This is a genomic window from Kitasatospora sp. YST-16, assembly GCF_026802215.1.
GTDB classification, from domain to species: domain Bacteria; phylum Actinomycetota; class Actinomycetes; order Streptomycetales; family Streptomycetaceae; genus Kitasatospora; species Kitasatospora cineracea.
On sequence record NZ_CP113837.1, the window covers coordinates 4,593,081 to 4,610,231 of the forward strand.

General features: G+C 71.8%; 18 protein-coding genes. 5 read left to right on the forward strand and 13 right to left on the reverse strand.

The genetic code is table 11. The features are described 5' to 3' along the window. The first annotated feature begins 719 nt into the window (after window positions 1-719). From OU787_RS21120 to OU787_RS21130, 3 genes are all read left to right on the forward strand, one after another. Entirely contained in the window at window positions 720-2,024 is a 1,305-nt protein-coding gene (locus OU787_RS21120) for an extracellular solute-binding protein (protein ID WP_268660275.1), read from the forward strand. A 220-nt stretch (window positions 2,025-2,244) separates the two neighbouring features. After that, window positions 2,245-3,333: an SIS domain-containing protein gene (locus tag OU787_RS21125; protein ID WP_268660276.1), complete on the forward strand. Its 1,089-nt coding sequence runs from the start codon at window positions 2,245-2,247 to the stop codon at window positions 3,331-3,333. A 357-nt stretch (window positions 3,334-3,690) separates the two neighbouring features. Next, on the forward strand, window positions 3,691-5,211 hold the full coding sequence (locus tag OU787_RS21130; protein WP_030457798.1) for a sensor histidine kinase: 1,521 nt from the start codon (window positions 3,691-3,693) through the stop codon (window positions 5,209-5,211). Between the two features lie 354 nt (window positions 5,212-5,565). Here OU787_RS21130 and OU787_RS21135 read toward each other — a convergent pair whose 3' ends face one another. Both OU787_RS21135 and OU787_RS21140 read right to left on the reverse strand, forming a co-directional pair. After that, window positions 5,566-5,817: a WhiB family transcriptional regulator gene (locus OU787_RS21135; RefSeq protein WP_014138019.1), complete on the reverse strand. Its 252-nt coding sequence runs from the start codon at window positions 5,815-5,817 to the stop codon at window positions 5,566-5,568. 342 nt (window positions 5,818-6,159) lie between these two features. Beyond that, window positions 6,160-7,131, reverse strand: a complete 972-nt coding sequence (locus tag OU787_RS21140) for a diacylglycerol/lipid kinase family protein (RefSeq protein WP_030457797.1) — start codon at window positions 7,129-7,131, stop codon at window positions 6,160-6,162. A gap of 51 nt (window positions 7,132-7,182) precedes the next feature. Between OU787_RS21140 and OU787_RS21145 the strand changes: the two genes are divergently transcribed. After that, on the forward strand, window positions 7,183-7,611 hold the full coding sequence (locus OU787_RS21145) for a hypothetical protein (protein WP_268660277.1): 429 nt from the start codon (window positions 7,183-7,185) through the stop codon (window positions 7,609-7,611). 98 nt (window positions 7,612-7,709) lie between these two features. Here the strand turns inward: OU787_RS21145 and OU787_RS21150 are convergent, their stop codons facing one another. The 6 genes from OU787_RS21150 to sodN all read right to left on the reverse strand — a co-directional run bounded on the left by OU787_RS21150 (window position 7,710) and on the right by sodN (window position 11,848). Continuing rightward, entirely contained in the window at window positions 7,710-8,600 is an 891-nt protein-coding gene (locus OU787_RS21150) for an RNA polymerase sigma factor SigF (protein WP_442788638.1), read from the reverse strand. Window positions 8,601-8,736: 136 nt separating this feature from the next. Beyond that, window positions 8,737-9,150, reverse strand: coding sequence for an anti-sigma regulatory factor (locus tag OU787_RS21155; RefSeq protein ID WP_030457794.1), 414 nt, complete (start codon window positions 9,148-9,150; stop codon window positions 8,737-8,739). Between the two features lie 170 nt (window positions 9,151-9,320). Continuing rightward, window positions 9,321-9,803, reverse strand: a complete 483-nt coding sequence (locus tag OU787_RS21160; protein ID WP_268660278.1) for a GNAT family N-acetyltransferase — start codon at window positions 9,801-9,803, stop codon at window positions 9,321-9,323. A gap of 116 nt (window positions 9,804-9,919) precedes the next feature. Continuing rightward, window positions 9,920-10,420: a hypothetical protein gene (locus OU787_RS21165; protein WP_268660279.1), complete on the reverse strand. Its 501-nt coding sequence runs from the start codon at window positions 10,418-10,420 to the stop codon at window positions 9,920-9,922. Between the two features lie 475 nt (window positions 10,421-10,895). After that, window positions 10,896-11,243 (reverse strand): GntR family transcriptional regulator, encoded by a 348-nt coding sequence (locus tag OU787_RS21170; RefSeq protein WP_030457791.1) that lies wholly within the window; start codon window positions 11,241-11,243, stop codon window positions 10,896-10,898. Window positions 11,244-11,452: 209 nt separating this feature from the next. Then, window positions 11,453-11,848, reverse strand: a complete 396-nt coding sequence (gene sodN / locus OU787_RS21175; protein ID WP_030457790.1) for a superoxide dismutase, Ni — start codon at window positions 11,846-11,848, stop codon at window positions 11,453-11,455. 152 nt (window positions 11,849-12,000) lie between these two features. Between sodN and sodX the strand changes: the two genes are divergently transcribed. After that, a complete protein-coding gene (sodX, locus tag OU787_RS21180) occupies window positions 12,001-12,375 on the forward strand; it encodes a nickel-type superoxide dismutase maturation protease (protein ID WP_081966697.1) in 375 nt (124 codons plus the stop codon). A 7-nt stretch (window positions 12,376-12,382) separates the two neighbouring features. Here sodX and OU787_RS21185 read toward each other — a convergent pair whose 3' ends face one another. From OU787_RS21185 to OU787_RS21205, 5 genes are all read right to left on the reverse strand, one after another. Further along, window positions 12,383-12,970: a CGNR zinc finger domain-containing protein gene (locus OU787_RS21185; RefSeq protein WP_030909334.1), complete on the reverse strand. Its 588-nt coding sequence runs from the start codon at window positions 12,968-12,970 to the stop codon at window positions 12,383-12,385. Window positions 12,971-13,109: 139 nt separating this feature from the next. Further along, window positions 13,110-13,898: an amino acid ABC transporter ATP-binding protein gene (locus OU787_RS21190; RefSeq protein ID WP_051816489.1), complete on the reverse strand. Its 789-nt coding sequence runs from the start codon at window positions 13,896-13,898 to the stop codon at window positions 13,110-13,112. Further along, a complete protein-coding gene (locus OU787_RS21195) occupies window positions 13,895-14,791 on the reverse strand; it encodes an amino acid ABC transporter permease (protein ID WP_268660280.1) in 897 nt (298 codons plus the stop codon). The genes OU787_RS21190 and OU787_RS21195 overlap by 4 nt, the downstream gene beginning before the upstream one ends. Before the next feature lie 79 nt (window positions 14,792-14,870). Then, window positions 14,871-15,773, reverse strand: a complete 903-nt coding sequence (locus tag OU787_RS21200; RefSeq protein WP_268660281.1) for an ABC transporter substrate-binding protein — start codon at window positions 15,771-15,773, stop codon at window positions 14,871-14,873. A 291-nt stretch (window positions 15,774-16,064) separates the two neighbouring features. Beyond that, the gene (locus OU787_RS21205; protein ID WP_030457784.1) at window positions 16,065-17,006 is read right to left on the reverse strand and encodes an ABC transporter substrate-binding protein; all 942 of its coding nucleotides are present in this window, start codon (window positions 17,004-17,006) and stop codon (window positions 16,065-16,067) included. Window positions 17,007-17,151 lie beyond the last annotated feature (145 nt).

Genomic DNA, 17,151 nt, shown 5'->3' on the forward strand with positions numbered 1-17,151 from the left:
GGAGGCGCCCCCGCGCGGGCCCGCGGGCCCCGGGCCGGGTCGAAAGCGGCGGGGTTTCCCGGCCGAATGGCGCGGGCCGAATACCGGGCCCCGGCCACGCCCGGCTTTTCCCGTCGCGGCCGCGGAAAACCGGCCGGTAATCACCGCCGGGAGTTCCGCCGATTTCCCCGGACCGGCGGCCCGCCCGCCGCGGGCCCCGGTGTTTTGCCCCCTGCCGTCCGGGCGCCGCCCCGGCGCCGGGTGCCGCCCGCCCGTCCGTCCGCGCACCGCCTCGGGCCGCCCGCCGCAGGTCCGGCCCCCGGCGGCCGGCCCGGGGCGGCGCCGATCCCGGGCGCCGGGGAACTCGTGCGTACTCGACGGACGGCGGCCCGCCCCGCCCGTCCGCCCGGTGCCCCCGGCGCCCCGGGCCGGGCCCGCCGGTGCCGCGGCCGGTGGGGAAACCCCGGCCGCCGGGGCCGGGAAATCGGGCGGCCGGGGATTTCCGGAATTGCGCTTGATCCATTCCTCTCACCCTGGGTCACCTTAAGTGAGCCTAAAGTCATGCACAGGGCACTTCTCCGCCGATGGTTGACGTGGCCGGGCCAAGGAAGGCAACGGATTGACAACGAGCAGGGTGCGAAACCGCACCCGCATTGACGCCCCAAATTGGTCTAGGCCAAGATCCGGAAATCTGGTCTGTACCACCGCGCAGACCTCCCCGCTCCCATCCGGAGGATTGCGTGAAGCGTCAGGTACTGGCCACGCTCAGCACCGCCGCCCTGCTGGCCACCGCCGCGGGCTGCTCGTCCGGTAGCCCGTCGTCTTCGGCGTCGAACGCCGACACGAAGAACATGACCGGCACCGTGACCGTGTGGCTGATGAACGACGCCCAGAAGAGCTGGCCCGAGCTGGTCCAGCAGGTCAACGACGAGTTCGCCCAGAAGTACCCGAAGGTCCAGATCAAGCTCAGCTACCACGACTGGCAGACCAAGGTCTCCGAACTGGACGCCGCGATCGCCGCCGGCCAGGCCCCGGACGTGGTCGAGCTGGGCAACACCGAGACGCTGAAGTACATCGTCAACGGCTCGCTGCTGGCCGTGGACCGCTCCAGCTTCGACAACGCGGACAACTGGATCAAGGGCCTCTCCGACACCTGCACCTACAAGGACACGCTCTACTGCGTGCCCTACTACGCGGGCGCCCGGGTCGGCGTCTACAACTCGAAGATGTTCCTGGACGCCACCGGCTCCGCCGACCTGCCGCAGAACGAGGACGACCTGACCGCCGCCCTCGACAAGGTGCAGAGCAAGTTCAAGGGCACGACCGGCTACTCCTCGCTGTACCTGCCCGGCCCCTACTGGTACGCCGCGATGTCCTACGTCATGGCGTACGGCGGCTCGATCGCCAAGTTCGACCAGACCGGCAACTGGCACGGCACCCTGCACGACGCCAAGTCGCAGCAGGGCCTGCAGCACTTCGTCGAGCTGGTGAAGAAGTACAACAAGAGCGGCGACTACAAGGTCAACGAGGCCGAGCAGGCCAACGTGCTCGGCCACGAGAAGGCCGGCCTGATCTACGCCAACGGCTGGGAGCTGGGCACCGCGATCGCGCCGATCACCGGCACCCCGGCGCTCAAGGACTCGCTGCGGCTCGCCGCGATGCCCGGCCCGGGCGGGAAGCCGCTGCCGTCCTTCATCGGCGGCTCCGACCTGGCGGTCACCGCCAAGTCGCAGAGCGCGAAGATCGCCACCGACTGGGTGCGGATGTTCACCAGCACCAAGTCCGAGCAGGTGCTGGCCGACAAGGACACCCTGCCGAACAACCTGGTCCAGCTGGCCCCGCTGAAGAGCAAGCCGGCCACCGCCGCGGCCGCCAACGCCGTCCAGGACGCCTGGTTCACCCCGCTCGCCCCCGGCTGGGGCGCGGTCGAGAAGCAGAACGTCCTGGTCAACATGCTGAACGCGGTCTTCGCGGGCAAGAGCATCGACGAGGCCACCAAGGAGGCCGACGCGCAGATCGACGAGCTGATCAACAACCCGGGCTGACCGGCGCGCGACCGGAGCGCCGGCCCGCCGGCCGGCGTCCCGGTCCTTGAGACCGGGCCCCGACGCACCGTCACGGAGTGTGCTGCGGGGCCCGGTCGCACGTAGGATCGGCACAGAACAGTTCCATGCAGCGAGGGTGCGGACTCGCCGCCGTTCAGAGGTCCCCGTCGGGCGTCCCGCCCCACGGGGTAGAACCATCTCTCCACGGAGGCACACCCCGATGTCCGACCCGCAGACTGTTTCCGTACCCGGCAGGATCATGTCGGCGGAGATGGCCGAGCAGCCGGCCGTCCTGCAGCGCATCCTCGACGAGGGTGCGCCCGCGATCCGTGAGATCGCCGCGCAGATCGCCGCCCGCAACCCGCGCTTCGTCCTGCTCACCGCCCGCGGCACCTCCGACAACGCCGCGCTGTACGCCAAGTACCTGATCGAGGTGCTGCTCGGCAAGCCGGCCGGCCTCACCTCGATGTCCACCACCACCGCGTACGGCGCCAAGCCGGACCTCGCGGACTGCCTGGTCATCACCGTCAGCCAGTCCGGCGGCTCGCCCGACCTGGTGGCCTCCACCAAGGCGGCCCGCGAGGCCGGCGCGATCACCCTGGCGGTCACCAACAACGCCGCCTCGCCGCTGGCCGAGGTCTCCGAGTTCCACATCGACGTGCTGGCCGGGCCGGAGAAGGCGCTGCCCGCCACCAAGACCTACACCGCCGAACTGCTGGCGCTGTACCTGTTCGTCGAGGGCCTGCGCGGCGAAGGGGGCACCTCCCAGCCCGCTAGGGCTGGGGGAGGCTCCGCGGCGAAGGTGCTGCCGGAGCTGGCGGCCGGCATCCTGGCCCGGCAGGGCGAGGTCAAGGACCTGGCCGAGCGCTACCGCTTCGCCCAGCGCCTGGTCATCACCTCGCGCGGCTACGGCTACCCGACCGCCCGCGAGGCGGCGCTGAAGCTGATGGAGACCACCTACATCCCGGCCTCCCCGTTCTCCGGCGCCGACCTGCTGCACGGCCCGCTGGCCATGGTCGACAACGTCTCGCCGGTCATCGCCATCGTCCCGGACGGCAAGGGCGGCGAGGCCCTGCAGCCCGTCCTGGACCGCCTGCGCGGCCGCGGCGCCGACCTGGTCGTGATCGGCCAGCAGGCGCAGGTGGAGGCCGCCAGCGCGGGCTTCGCGCTGCCGGCCGGCGTGCCCGAGGAGGTCCAGCCGATCCTGGAGATCCTGCCGCTGCAGCTGCTGGCCTACGAGGTCACCATCGCCCGCGGCCAGGACCCGGACGCCCCGCGCGCCCTCGCCAAGGTCACCGAGACGCACTGACGGCGCAACGCCGACGGCCGCCCCGCGAGATCCTCGCGGGGCGGCCGTCGTGCTGTCCGGGGCATCCGGCCCGGGGCCGGAAAACACTACGGGCCACGGCGCCGACACAGGACCCTCAACCCGTGCGGCACCGTAGCCCGGAGCTGTATGCCGGAGGCGGGGACCGTCCGAGAGTTGTGCGGGACCCTCGAACGACGCCTCCGACCGAGGAGGGGCCTCGCGCGGTCAGGGCAGTTGCGCGGAGGGCCTCTCCTTGGTGCATGTTCATTGTGGACTAGACCAATTGTGGTTGTCCAGAGGCGACCCGCAATTGGTCTGGACAACGTGGGCCGAGGTGGACGGCGATACCCTCACCGTGTGCCCTCGCTGAACGAACTCGTCCGCCGCCACACCACCCTCACCGGTGCCGACGTGGAGTGGCTGCACCTCCTGGTCTCGGAGTGGCAGCTGCTCTCCGACCTGTCCTTCGCCGACCTGGTGCTGTGGATCCCCACCTGGGACGGCATCCGCTACGTCTCGGTGGCCCAGATGCGGCCCAACACCGGCCCCACCTCGTACCAGGACGACATGGTCGGCCACCTGGTGCCGCGCGGCCGCCGCCCGCTGCTGGACGCCGCCTACGACGAGGGGCGGATCGTCCGCGAGGGCGACCCGGAGTGGCGGGAGGAGGTGCCGGTGCGGGTGGAGTCCATCCCGGTGCGACGGGACGGCAAGGTGCTCGGCGTGATCGCCCGCAACACCAACCTGCTGACCGTCCGCACCCCCAGCCGGCTGGAGCTCACCTACCTGCAGAGCGCCTCCGACCTGGCCCAGATGATCGCCGCCGGCAGCTTCCCCTTCCCGGGCGCCGAACAGGCCGACATGGACGCCGCGCCCCGGGTCGGCGACGGCCTGATCCGGCTCGACGTGGAGGGCGTGGTGACGTACGCCAGCCCCAACGCGCTCTCCGCCTACCACCGGCTCGGCCTGACCACCGACCTGGTGGGCAGTCACCTCGGCCAGACCACCGCCGAACTGGTGCCGCCCAGCCGCGGCGCGGTGCACGAGGCGCTGGTGAAGATGGCCAGCGGCTGGGCGCCCCGGCAGACCGAGATCGAGGCCCAGGGCGGCGTGGTGACCCTGCGGACCATCCCGCTCAAGCCCAAGGGCACCCCCACCGGCTCCCTGGTGCTCTGCCGGGACGTCACCGAACTGCGGCGCCGCGACCGCGAATTGATGACCAAGGACGCCACCATCCGGGAGATCCACCACCGGGTGAAGAACAACCTGCAGACCGTCGCCGCGCTGCTGCGGCTGCAGTCCCGCCGGATGGACTCGCCGGCCGGCCGGGCCGCCCTGGACGAGGCCGTCCGCCGGGTCGGCTCGATCGCCATCGTGCACGAGACGCTCTCCCAGGCCCTGGACGAGTCGGTGGCGTTCGACGAGATCGCCGACCGGGTGCTGGCCATGGTGATGGAACTCTCCCAGGACGGCCGGGTGGTGGCCCGCCGCAGCGGCTCCTTCGGCATCCTGTCCGCCGAGGTCGCCACCCCGCTGGCGATGATCCTCACCGAACTGACCCAGAACGCCCTGGAACACGCCTTCGGGCCCAGCGCCTCCGGCAACCTGGAGGTCAGCGCGCTGCGCGGCCGCGCCCCGGCCGGCGGCAAGGGCTGGTCGGACACCTGGAACAACGGCGTGAAGGCCGAGGAGTACCTGCTGATCACCGTGCAGGACGACGGCCGCGGCATGCCCGAGGGCTTCGACCCGCAGCAGGCCGGCAACCTCGGCCTGCAGATCGTCCGCACCCTGGCCACCGGCGAACTCGGCGGCAGCTTCGACATGGTGGCCGCGCCCGAGGGCGGCACCAAGGTGGTGCTGGAGATCCCCGTCCGCTGACGGGGCCGCCCGGCGGGGCCTCCCTGTCAGGGCCGTGGAGACAGAAACGAGGCCCTGCCGACCGGGGGGGGTGGGTCGGCAGGGCCTCTCGACCCGGTCCGGCCGTCGGGGGGAGTCGGCCGGAACGGGGGCTTCTGGTGTGGCGCGACGTTCGCCTCCGCGCATTGCACACGGTGAGCGCCACGGGCCAACGATATTGCTCTGCGTGAACAGTATCAAGTGCCCGGACGGCTCGCGTCGTCGGTCCCGCGGATCGAGCGGGGCCCGTTCGGGAAGGCTCGGCCGGCCAGTCGCGGCCGAACCCTTGATCGTGGGTTGATCCGTACTACTGCTGACGGTGCGTCAGCGGGTGTGTCAGGCGGTGCGGGCGCGGTTGCGGGCAGCGCGGCGCTTCATCGCGCGACGCTCGTCCTCGCTCATGCCGCCCCAGACGCCGGCGTCCTGGCCGGTCTCCAGCGCCCACTGCAGGCACTGCTCCATCACGGGACAACGGCGGCACACGGCCTTGGCTTCCTCGATCTGCAGCAGAGCAGGGCCGGTGTTCCCGATCGGGAAGAACAGCTCCGGGTCCTCTTCGCGGCAGACAGCGCGGTGGCGCCAGTCCATGGTCGTCCAACTCCTCCGGTCGACGGGCTGTGGCCCGCGACTCACTCGAATGGCTTGTGAATGTGAACGCTTTCACGAATCCCGCAACAGCAAAAGGGACCTAAGGCCCATCGGGCCCGGGCGGTCTGTGCTGAGGGGGTTCGGCGATTCGAGGGGCTCTCCCGCGGTGTCCCGCTGCGGTGTGTCCCGATCGCCATGTAGAGGTTCGCAAACCTCGAAGCCGGATACAACCCCCTTCGGCAAGAAATTTTTGATTCTTCGGTGTCGCCTACCTCACAGGCGGTACTTCTATGGGGTGAAGGGGCTCGAACGTTCGAGTGCAAGGCAAGGCCCCCCTTCTGGTCACACAATCACACGCAGTGCCCGCCGTACGCCTGTGAAACTGACGCGACTCCTGTCTCCAAGGTGGTCCCCGTCGACCTGAAACGGGGCCGGTTCCTCTGAAACCAAGGTGAAGTGCCGAACGTCGTGATAGGAGACGAGGTGCTTGCCGGACGGGCCGGGCGGGCGTTCTCCCCCCTCCGCGGCGGGCAGCGGACGGAGGATCTGACGGACCGTTCGGGCGGTCCGGAACGCGGTCATTCGAGTGATGCCGAAGATGTCCAGATCGGTTTCGAAGGACGCCGACGGCGAGGGGAAGACCGGACGGGAACCCAGGAACGTCCACGGTGAAGTGTTCGACACTATGGCCATCACCATGCCCGGCACCGGGTCCCCGCCATTGATCTCCAGGGAGATCGGCCCCGAACGGCGGTGTTCACGCTCGGTGATGTAGTGCCGGAGCGCCTCCACCAGGTAGAGCGCGTGGGTGGATTTGCGCCCCGCCCGGCGCTGGCGCTCCACCCGGCCCACCACGCCCGCGTCGAAACCCAGGCCCGCGGTGAAGGTGAACCAGCGGTCCGGCAGCCCGTCGGTCAGCGCCTTGCCCAGGCCGATCGCCCGCTCCCGGCGGCCCGCCAGCGCGTCCAGCAGCGCGCCGGTCGCCTCCACCGGGTCGTTCGGCAGGCCCAGCGCGCGGGCGAACACGTTGGTCGAACCGCCCGGCACCACCGCCAGCCGCGGCACCCGCTCGCCCGGCCCGTGCGTCAGCAGGCCGTTCACCACCTCGTTGACCGTGCCGTCGCCCCCCAGCGCCACCACCAGGTCCACCGAGCCGTCCTCGGCCGCCTGCTGGGCCAGGTCCCGGGCGTGGCCGCGGTACTGGGTCTGCGCGACGTCCAGCTTCAGGTCGCTGCGCAGGGCGTGGATCAGCACGTCCCGGGTCCGGCCACTGGTGGTGGTCGCCTTCGGGTTCACGACCAGGAGAGCGCGCATGGTGATCAGCCTACGACCCGCCCGACATAAGCCCACCGCTACCCTGGCCCGGTGACCGCTGAATCCGCCCCCGCCCCCGCCCCCGCCGCCCGGCCCGTTCCGCTGCTCGTCGGCGCGGCGACCACCGCGCTGGAGGGCGCGGCCATGGCCGGCTGGGGCGTCTACAACCTGCTGTCCGGCTTCACCGGCGCGGACGCCGACTTCGGCCGCGCCGAGCTGGGCGGCGCCGTCCTGCTGCTGATGGGCCTGCTGCCGCTGCTGGCCGCCCGCGCGCTGCTGCGCGGGCAGCGCTGGGGCCGCAGCCCCGCGGTGCTCACCAACTCCATCTGCCTGCCCGTCGCCTACTACATGTGGCAGCCCGGCGGCGCGGCGATGGTCGCGCTCGGCGTCGCCGTCGCGGCGATCGGCCTGGCCGGCATCGTCGCGCTGCTCAACCCGAAGGTCACCGCCGTGCTCTACGGCGCCCCCGACGAGCAGTAGCCGCCCGCCGCGCCGGTACGCCGCAGGGCCCGTCCCCGGGTGGGGGCGGGCCCTGCGGCGTCGTGCGGTGCCGTCGTGCGGTGCTGCCGTGCAGGGGGCTACTCCTCGACCAGCAGCTTCTCGCGCAGCTGTGCCAGGGTGCGGGCCAGCAGCCGGGAGACGTGCATCTGGGAGATGCCCACCTCGGCCGCGATCTGCGACTGGGTCATGTTCCGGAAGAACCGCAGCACCAGGATCTTCTGCTCCCGGGGCGGGAGTTGGGCCAGCAGCGGCTTCAGCGACTCGCGGTACTCGACGCCCTCCAGCGCCTCGTCGGTGGCGCCCAGGGTGTCCGCCACGGCCGGCGACTCGTCGTCGCTGTCCGGCACGTCCAGCGAGAGCGTGGAGTACGCGTTGGCGGACTCCAGGCCCTCCAGCACGTCCTCCTCCGAGATGCCCAGGTGCTCGGCCAGCTCGTGCACCGTCGGCGACCGGCCGTGCCGCTGGGAGAGCTCGCTGGTCGCCGTGGTCAGCGACAGCCGCAGCTCCTGCAGCCGGCGCGGCACCCGCACCGCCCAGCCCTTGTCCCGGAAGTGCCGCTTGATCTCGCCGACGATGGTCGGCGTCGCGTACGTGGAGAACTCCACCCCGCGCTCGTGGTCGAACCGGTCCACCGACTTGATCAGGCCGATGGTGGCGACCTGGGTCAGGTCGTCCAGCGGCTCGCCGCGGTTGCGGAAGCGGCGGGCCAGGTGCTCCACCAGCGGGATGTGCATCCGGACCAGCTGGTTGCGGATCTCCACCCGCTCCGCCGACCCCTCCGGCAGCTGGGACAGCCGCACGAACAGCGCCCGGGCCGCCTCGCGGTCCGGGGCACCGCTGCGGTGCCCCTGCGCCGGGACGGTCGAGCGCACGGCCTCGGCGGCGGCCGCCGGGCCGCCGCCCTCCGCGGGCTCGGCCGCGGGCGCCGTCTCGGGCCGCTCGGGCTTCGGGTCGGTCGGCTGGCTCATCCGGTGGGAGTCCTTCGGGAAGGCTTCGTCAGGGGCGGCGGTGCGGGCGGCGCTCGCCTGCGGCGGTACGACGGCAACTGTGCGGTCCAGATCACTCACGGCGATCACCCGTTCCGTTCCGAGAACACGTCACTGGCTACGGCTGGCCCGGCGACCCGCCGCGCTTCTTGTTCAGGCTGATCGAGACCGTGTTGTCCGACCCGACCGCGGAGTCCACCTCGCCGGCCAGCGCGGAGAGCACCGTCCAGGCGAAGGTGTCCCGCTCCGGGGCCCGGCCGTCGGTGGTCGGGGCGGAGACGGTCACCCGCAGCGCGTCGTCCACCAGTCGGAACTCGCAGCTCAGGATCGAGCCGGGAACGGCCTGTTGGAGCAGGATCGCGCAGGCCTCGTCCACCGCGATGCGGAGGTCCTCGATCTCGTCCAGGGTGAAGTCGAGTCGTGCCGCGAGACCGGCCGTCGCCGTTCGCAGCACCGAGAGATAGGCGCCCGCCGCGGGCAGCCGGACCTCAACGAAGTCCTTCACTCCGGGCTCGCCGTCGATCTGGGACACCCTCACCTCCTGGGTGACGCACGGTGCTTGCGGCCGGGGGAAGCTGCCAACACCACTGGCTCGGTTCAACTGCCTTGTGCCCCGAGACGTTACCGCGCCCGGGGGTGGTCTGTCGTGATCTCGCCGCACCGTCACGGGAACGAGGGATCACCGTTCGAACGGGGGCGCGCTCAGCGCGGCCGGGAGCCGAGCTCGGCGAGCGCGCCGTCGGTCAGCCGGAAGACCGTCCACTCGTCCATCGGCACCGCGCCGAGCGACTTGTAGAAGCCGATCGAGGGCTCGTTCCAGTCCAGCACCGACCACTCCAGGCGCTGGTAGCCGCGCTCCACGCAGATCCGGGCCAGCTCGGTCAGCAGCGCCTTGCCGTGGCCGCCGCCGCGCTTCTCCGGGCGGACGTACAGGTCTTCCAGGTAGATGCCGTGGGTGCCGCGCCAGGTCGAGAAGTTGCGGAACCAGAGCGCGAAGCCGACCGGCTCGCCCGAGCCCTCCTCCTCGGCGATCAGGCCGAACACCGCCGGGTGCTCGCCGAACAGCGCGTCGTGCAGCTGCTCCTGGGTGGCCTTCGCCTCGGGCAGCGCCCGCTCGTACTCGGCGAGTTCGCGGATCATGGTGTGGACGAAGGGGACGTCGGCGGGAGTCGCGGTGCGGATCATACGGTCGAGCGTACTCATCTCACCCCTTCATCCGGAATGGGCTTTATGCCCGGGGCAGCACCGCCGGAAACGGTCTCCGGGCGGTGCTGCCGGTGGGGGGAGGGCGGGGCGGGCGCTCAGGCGGACTGCCGGGCGCGCAGCGCGTTCAGCAGGGCGGCGCCGCGCTCGGCGTCGTCGACGCTGACCGCGAAGTCGTGGCCGGTGGCGCGGATCCGGACCACCAGGCACTCGCCGGCGCGCAGCATCACGGTGGTGCCGAGCCCGTTCAACCGGTAGCCCCAGCCGCCGACTTGGGAGGGCAGCCGGCGTTCGACCCGGGCCGACTCCAGCTCGGCCAGCGCCCAGCGGCGGGTCGGCAGGCCGAGCGGGCCCAGCGCCACCTCCAGGCCGGTGTCGGAGACCCGCACCCGCACCGAGCAGCAGGACGCGGAGGCCAGGCAGAGCACCGCGAGCACGGCGGCCAGCGGCCAGCCCCACTCCGCCCCGAACAGGCCGGTCGCGCTGCCCAGCAGGGCCACCGCGGCCGGCGGGCCGCTGACCGCCGCGAGCACCCGCAGCGCGGGGTTGGCGGCCCGGGAGAACCACGCCAGGCGCTCGCCCTCGGGGAGGTCCAGCACCGGGCCGGCGGGCGCCGGGGAGCGGCGGCCGACAGCCCGCGCCCGCCCAGCAGCCGCACCGCCAGGCCGGTCAGCAGCGCGGCGGCCAGTGCGCCGAGGAACCAGCCCAGCGGGAGCCGGGCCCCGTGCCAGTCGGCGCGGTCGAGGTTGGCGCGGACCGCGGCGGTCTGCAGGCCGAGGAACAGCACGCCGCCCGACAGCAGGCCGGCCAGGGTCCAGACCCGCAGCAGCGGGTCGGTCCGGCGCAGCGCCAGCAGGCCCGCGGCGCCCGGCACCGCCCAGATCAGCGCCGGGACCAGGCAGGCCGCCCACAGCGGCATCGAGCCGTTCGCGGTGCTGCCGCGCCAGTGGGTGGCCAGCCGGTCGGGCAGCCGGTCGCCGACGGTCAGCGGCAGCAGGGCGGTCAGCACGGCGCTGCCCGCCACCCAGAGCGTCGGCCACCACAGGCCGCCCCGTCCGCCGTTCTCCTGCTCGCTCACGGTATCCCCCTGATCATTTCGATGAGTTCGTCCCTGCCGTACCCGGCCCTGGCGGCCTCCGCGACCAGCGCGCGGGCCTGCTCCAGCAGCCCCGAGCGCCGCTCGGCACCGTCCGCGACCGTCACGCCCCGGCCCCGGCGGAACTCCAGCACCCCGTTGTCGCGCAGGTCGCGCAGACCGCGCAGCACGGTGTTGACGTTCACGTCGAGGGCCTGCGCGAGGTCGCGCGCGGAGGGCAGCCGGTCGCCGGGGCGGAACTCGCCCTCGGCGACGGCGCGGCGGACGGCGGCGGCGACCTGCTCGTGCAGGGGCCGGGTGTCCTTGGTGTCCAGTCTCAGCAACATGGTGCTAATGAAACTAGCACCATTATGTTCTCGGGTGAAGTGCCGGGGGGCGGGTCGAGGACGGGGCGAGGACGGGTCGAAAGCGGATCGAGAGCGGATCGAGAGCGGGCCGGGGAGGGGCCGGACGGGGCCGGAAACGCCGAACACCCGGCTGCCGGGCCCCGGGAGGGGCGGTGGCAGCCGGGTGTCCGGCGAGGGCTGACGCGGGGTCAGGCCTTCTTGGTCTCCCAGAAGATCGCGTCGATCTCGGCGATCAGGTCCAGCAGGGCCTGGCCGGTGGCCGGGTCGGTGGACGCCTTGGCGGCCGAGGCGGCCTTGCCGGCCCGGTTGAACAGGTCGTGCAGGCCCGGGTAGGCCTCGAAGTGCGGGGCCTTGAAGTAGTCGGTGTGCAGCACCGAGAGGTGGTGCTTGACCAGCTCGGCGCGCTCCTCCTTGATGACGATGGCGCGAGCCCGGAACTCGGCGTCCTCGTTGGCCTGGTACTTCTCCTGAGTGGCCTTCACCGACTCGGCCTCGATGCGGGCCTGGGCCGGGTCGTACACGCCGCAGGGCAGGTCGCAGTGGGCGTGGGCGGTGACTCGCGGAGCAAACAGACGAGAGAACATGGGGGTCCTTCCTTAGATCGTCTTCCCGCGCCCGACATTACCCTCACGGCAGGCCGAAATCGCGGCCGCCCCGGGGGCCTAGGGCAAAAGAAGGAGTTCGAATCGTGCGATATGGGGCACCGCTCGGCGTCGTCGACGTCGCCGGCCCGTCGATGCGCCGACTGCTCTCCGACGGCGACCGGGTGCTGGTGCGCTACGGCGCGCCGCTGCGGCCCGGGGCGATCGCGCTGTTCCGGCACCCGCTGCAGCAGGACCTGCTGGTGGTCAAGCGGGCGGCGGAGCGGCGGCCGGGCGGCTGGTGGATGCTCTCGGACAACCCGCTGGTGCGCACCGACAGCCGCGAGTACGGGCCGGTGCCGGACGGGCTGGTGCTCGGCCGGGTGCTGCTGCGGCTGGCCCCGCGGCCGGCCTGGCTGGCGCCGGGGCGGCGGCTGGAGCGGGCGCTGCGCGGGCGTCCGCTGGGCGGGCGGGTGCCGCGGCTGGCGGAGCGGCTGGGCGTCAGCACCCCGTTCGAGGACCGGTTGTGACGGGTGCTCAGCCGGGCACGGACAGCGCGCGCTGGGCCTCCTGGCGCTTGCGGGCCCGGTAGGCGGCCACGTTGGCGCGGGTGGCGCAGCGGTCGGAGCAGTAGCGGCGGGAGCGGTTGGTGGAGGTGTCCAGGTAGGCGTTGCGGCAGGGGGCGGCCTGGCAGATGCCGAGCCGGTCGACGCCGAGGCCGGTGAGGTGGATGGCCAGGCCCATGCAGGAGACGGCGGCGTAGTTGGCGGCCGCGGTGGGCGCGTTGTCGGCCAGGTGCAGGTGCCAGTTGGGGCGGCCGGTGTCGTCCAGGTCGTCGTGGCCGGAGACCAGCGGGCTGACCGGGTACTCCACCATCAGGCTGTTGAGCAGGTCGACGGCCCGGACGTCCTCGCCCGCGGCGGCGGCCTCGAACACCCCGCGGAGCCTGGTCCGGACGGCGCGCAGCCGGGGCAGGTCGGTCTCGTCGGCCAGCGCGGAGGCCCGGGACGGCTCGCCGAACAGGTCCCGGACGGCGTCCACCGTGGTGAGGGTGTCGGTGCCGCGGTCGGGCTCCTCGCTGTTGACCAGCCGGACGGCGAAGTCGGCGTACGAGGCGAGCTCCACGGGAGGTCCTTCCGGGGCAGGTGTAATGGGTCGAGCCACTCCAGGGTATTACGTCCGGCTGGGACCCGGCTCGGGCGACCGACCGGGGACGCGGCGAGGTCCCGCTCCGGGACCTCGGAGCGGGACCTCGCCGTGCGTCTCAGAGGACCCTGGACAGGAACGCCTTCGTGCGGTCGTGCTGCGGGTTCGTGAGCACGTCGCGGGGGTGGCCGGACTCCACGACCACGCCGCCGTCCATGAAGACCAGGGCGTCACCGACCTCGCGGGCGAACGCCATCTCGTGGGTGACCACGATCATGGTCATCCCGTCCCGGGCGAGCTGCCGCATGACGTCCAGCACGTCGCCCACCAGCTCCGGGTCGAGCGCGGAGGTCGGCTCGTCGAAGAGCATGAGCTTGGGCTCCATCGCGAGGGCGCGGGCGATGGCGACGCGCTGCTGCTGGCCGCCCGAGAGCTGCGCGGGGTAGTTGTCGGCCTTGTCGGCCAGTCCGACCCGGGCCAGCAGTTCGCGGGCCTTCTCCTTCGCCGCCGCCTTCCCCGTTCCCTTGACCTGGACGGGGGCCTCGATGATGTTCTCCACCACCGTCATGTGCGGGAAGAGGTTGAAGCGCTGGAAGACCATGCCGATGTCGCGGCGCTGGAGCGCGACCTCGCTGTCCTTCAACTCGTAGAGCCGGCCGCCCTTCTCGCGGTACCCGACCAGGTTGCCGTCGACCGACAGCCGGCCGGCGTTGATCTTCTCCAGGTGGTTGATGCACCGGAGGAACGTCGACTTGCCGGAGCCGGACGGGCCGACGAGGCAGAACACCTCACCGGCGCGGACCTCCAGGTCGATGCCCTTGAGGACTTCGAGCGGGCCGTAGGACTTGCGGACCCCTTCGGCCTTGACCAGGACCTGGCCGGAAGCGGGCTTCTGGAAATCGGTCATCGCGCACGCCCAAGGGAGAGCAGGTTCGCCTTGATCTTCTGCAGGGGAGTAGGTGGCAACGTACGGGTGGCGCCCTTCGCGTAGTAGCGCTCCAGGTAGTACTGGCCGACGCTGAAGACCGTGGTGAGCACCAGGTACCAGAAGCAGGTGACGAAGAGCAGTTCCATGACCGCGAGGTTGTTGGTGTAGACGTCCTTGGCCTTGGTCATGAGCTCGCCGTAGGTCACCACGTACGCGAGCGACGAGGTCTTCAGCATGTTGATGAACTCGTTGCCCGTGGGGGGGACGATGACGCGCATGGCCTGGGGGAGGATGATGCGCCGCATGGTCTTGGCCCTGGAGAGGCCGAGCGCGTGCGCGGCTTCGGCCTGGCCCTCGTCCACGGACTGGATCCCCGCCCGGACGATCTCGGCCATGTACGCGCCCTCGTTGATGCCGAGGCCGAGGAGCGCGGCGACGAAGGGCGTGACGAGGGTGTTCGTCGAGACGCCGAACACGGTGGGGAAGACCAGCGCGAGGTTCCACCAGATCAACAGCTGGACCAGCACCGGGGTGCCGCGGAAGAGCCAGATGTACCCCCAGGCCACCGACGAGGTGACGGGGTTCTGCGACAGCCGCATCACTGCGGCGACCACGCCGAGGAGCAGGCCCAGGGCCATCGCGCAGACACTGATCAGCAGGGTGTGCCACGCCCCCGAGACCGATGCCGAGGTGAAGAGGTTGTCGCCGGTGATGGACCACTGGATGTCGGCCCCGGCGAACGCCGCGATCAGCGCGGCCAGGAGGAGGAGCACGGCGACGGCCGATACCCACCGGCCGTAGTGGCGCACCGGGATCGCCTTGATCGTGTGCTCGGCAGGGACCTCGCCGGCACCGGTGTTGACGGATGTCATGGGAAAGAGCCTCTCGGGCGGACGGCGGTTTGCGGGGGCCCGCCGGGTGGACACCGTCGCGTGCCCACCCGGGTGCGGGTCAGGAACCGCCGTTGACGGTCACGGAACTGACCGCACCGAGCTTCACGTTGTACTTGTCGAGGATCTTGGCGTACTCGCCGTTGGCGATGAGGGCCTCCACGCCGGCCTTGACGGCGTCGCGGAGCTGGGTGTTGTCCTTGGCCACGCCGATTCCGTAGAGGCCCGGGTCGATCTGCTCGCCGACGACCTCGAAGTCCTTGCCGCCGCCGGACGTCTGCGCGTTGTAGGCGGCGACCGGGTAGTCGTTGAGGTCGGCGACGGCGGCGCCGGACTTCAGCTTGAGCAGGGCCTCGCCGTCGTGCTCGTACCCCTGGATGGTGATCGCGCCCTTGCCCGCCGCGGTGCACTTGTCGGACTGGGTCTTCGCGGCGTCCTCGTTGACGGTCGCCTTCTGCAGGGCGACCGTCTGGCCGCACAGGTCGTCGAGCGAGTGGATGCCCTTCGGGTTGCCCTTCTGGGTCAGGATCGAGGTGCCGGCCCGGAAGTAGTCGACGAACTCGACGCCCTTGCCCTGGCGGTCCTTGTTGTCCGTCATCGCGGACATGATCAGGTCGATCCGCTTGGTGCCGAGGGAGGTGATCAGGGTGTCGAACCCGGCGTCCTGGATCTGGAACTTGACCCCCAGCTGCTTGCCGAGCGCGTCCGCCAGGTCGGGGTCGATGCCGACGATCTTCTCGCCCTGCTTGTACTCCACGGGGGCGTAGGCGACCTCGGAGCCGACCTTGATGACGCCGGCCTTCTGGATCTCGGCGGGAAGCTTGCCGTAGAGCGGTGCCGAGGTGTCGACGCCGCCGGCGGAGCCGCCTCCGCCGCTTCCGCACGCGGTGAGGAGCAGGGAGCCGGCCGCGAGGACGGCGGCTGCGGTGATCGGCCGGAGACGCGGGTTACGGGCAGCGGGCATGGGGGATCTCCTCCTGGGGGAATCGGACGGGGCGCCGCGCCGCCGGTAGTGCCGAGCGGTACAGCAGTTCGGTGCTCGCCACCCTCCGCCGAGGTGACAGGTGGATCCGATGTGGGGGGAATCCTGCCACTGTGGGTGGGAAATCGGACCCCCTCCCAGATCAAAATCGGATAACAGGACGGATGACTGTCCGGTATGCGGAGCTTTTCCCCGACCATGCCACCCGGTGCATGCCCATGCACCGGGTGACACTCCGGACCCGGTCCGCCCGGCCCCGGCCCGCCCGTCCGGTCAGAAGCTGCCGTTCACCACGGCGCTCTGCACCGCGCCGTCGCCCAGGCCCCACTTGGCCAGCACCTTGTCGTACACCCCGTCCCGGATCAGCCGGTTCAGCGCCTTCGCCACGGCGTCCCGCAGCGCGGTGTCCTCCTTGGCGAACGCGATCCCGTACGGCGCCACCTGCAACTGCTCGCCGGCCAGCTGGAACTGCGCCCCGGCCCGGCCGTTCTTGACCGCGTGCGCCGCGACCGGGGAGTCGTTCAGGTCGGCCGCCGCCCGGCCCTGGGCCACCAGCGCCAGCGCCTGGTCGTCGGTGTCGGTCTCGGTCACCGTCAGCTTCTTGCCGGCCTTCTGGCAGGCCCCGACCTGGCGCTCCATCAGCACCGACTGGACGGTGCCGCGCTGCAGCGCGACCGTCCGCCCGCACAGGTCGTCCAGGGTGGCGATCTTCTGCGGGTTGCCCTTGGCCACCACGATCGAGGTGCCGGTGACGAAGTAGTCGACGAAGTCCAGGCCCTCGTTGATCTTGCGGGCCTGGTCGTCGGTGCCGTCCCGGCGCTGCGGGTTGTCGGTCATCCCGGACATCAGCAGGTCGTACTCGTGCGCCTGCAGCCCCAGCCGCAGCCGGTCGAACGGCGCGTCGACGAACTGCACCTGCACGCCCAGCGCGTCGCCCAGCGCGTGGGCCAGGTCGACGTCCAGCCCGTCCGGCTTGCCGCCCTCGCCCTTGAATCCGATCGGAGCGTAGGTCAGGTCCGAGCCGATCCGCAGCACCCCCGCGGACCGCACCTGCGCGGGCAGTTGGGCGTGCAGGTCGGTGTCCGGGGCGCTGCCGCCGGACGGGGTGCCGGAGCCGCAGCCCGCCAGCAGCAGCGAGCCGGCCACCGCGGCGGCGGCGAGGGCGGCGGGGCGGGGAACGGCGCCGGATCTGGCGGGGGGAGTGTCCGTCGACATCTGGGTCCTCCTGTGGGAGAGGTGGGGCGGGCCCCCGCCGCTGCGCGCCGGTGGGCGCGGCCGGGTGCGACGGGGCAGGACGCGGCCCGACAGGCGCGGGAACGTCCGGACAACGGTGGTCGAACACCGGATACTGCCATCCCGA

Bases quoted from the DNA above. Each gene is read 5' to 3' on its own strand.
- OU787_RS21125 (WP_268660276.1), top strand. From the start codon at position 2,245: ATGTCCGACCCGCAGACTGTTTCCGTACCCGGCAGGATCATGTCGGCG.
- OU787_RS21135 (WP_014138019.1), bottom strand. From the start codon at position 5,817: ATGGACTGGCGCCACCGCGCTGTCTGCCGCGAAGAGGACCCGGAGCTG.
- OU787_RS21140 (WP_030457797.1), bottom strand. From the start codon at position 7,131: ATGCGCGCTCTCCTGGTCGTGAACCCGAAGGCGACCACCACCAGTGGC.
- OU787_RS21150 (WP_442788638.1), bottom strand. From the start codon at position 8,600: ATGAGCCAGCCGACCGACCCGAAGCCCGAGCGGCCCGAGACGGCGCCC.
- OU787_RS21160 (WP_268660278.1), bottom strand. From the start codon at position 9,803: ATGATCCGCACCGCGACTCCCGCCGACGTCCCCTTCGTCCACACCATG.
- OU787_RS21170 (WP_030457791.1), bottom strand. From the start codon at position 11,243: ATGTTGCTGAGACTGGACACCAAGGACACCCGGCCCCTGCACGAGCAG.
- sodN (WP_030457790.1), bottom strand. From the start codon at position 11,848: ATGTTCTCTCGTCTGTTTGCTCCGCGAGTCACCGCCCACGCCCACTGC.
- sodX (WP_081966697.1), top strand. From the start codon at position 12,001: ATGCGCCGACTGCTCTCCGACGGCGACCGGGTGCTGGTGCGCTACGGC.
- OU787_RS21190 (WP_051816489.1), bottom strand. From the start codon at position 13,898: ATGACCGATTTCCAGAAGCCCGCTTCCGGCCAGGTCCTGGTCAAGGCC.
- OU787_RS21195 (WP_268660280.1), bottom strand. From the start codon at position 14,791: ATGACATCCGTCAACACCGGTGCCGGCGAGGTCCCTGCCGAGCACACG.
- OU787_RS21200 (WP_268660281.1), bottom strand. From the start codon at position 15,773: ATGCCCGCTGCCCGTAACCCGCGTCTCCGGCCGATCACCGCAGCCGCC.
- OU787_RS21205 (WP_030457784.1), bottom strand. From the start codon at position 17,006: ATGTCGACGGACACTCCCCCCGCCAGATCCGGCGCCGTTCCCCGCCCC.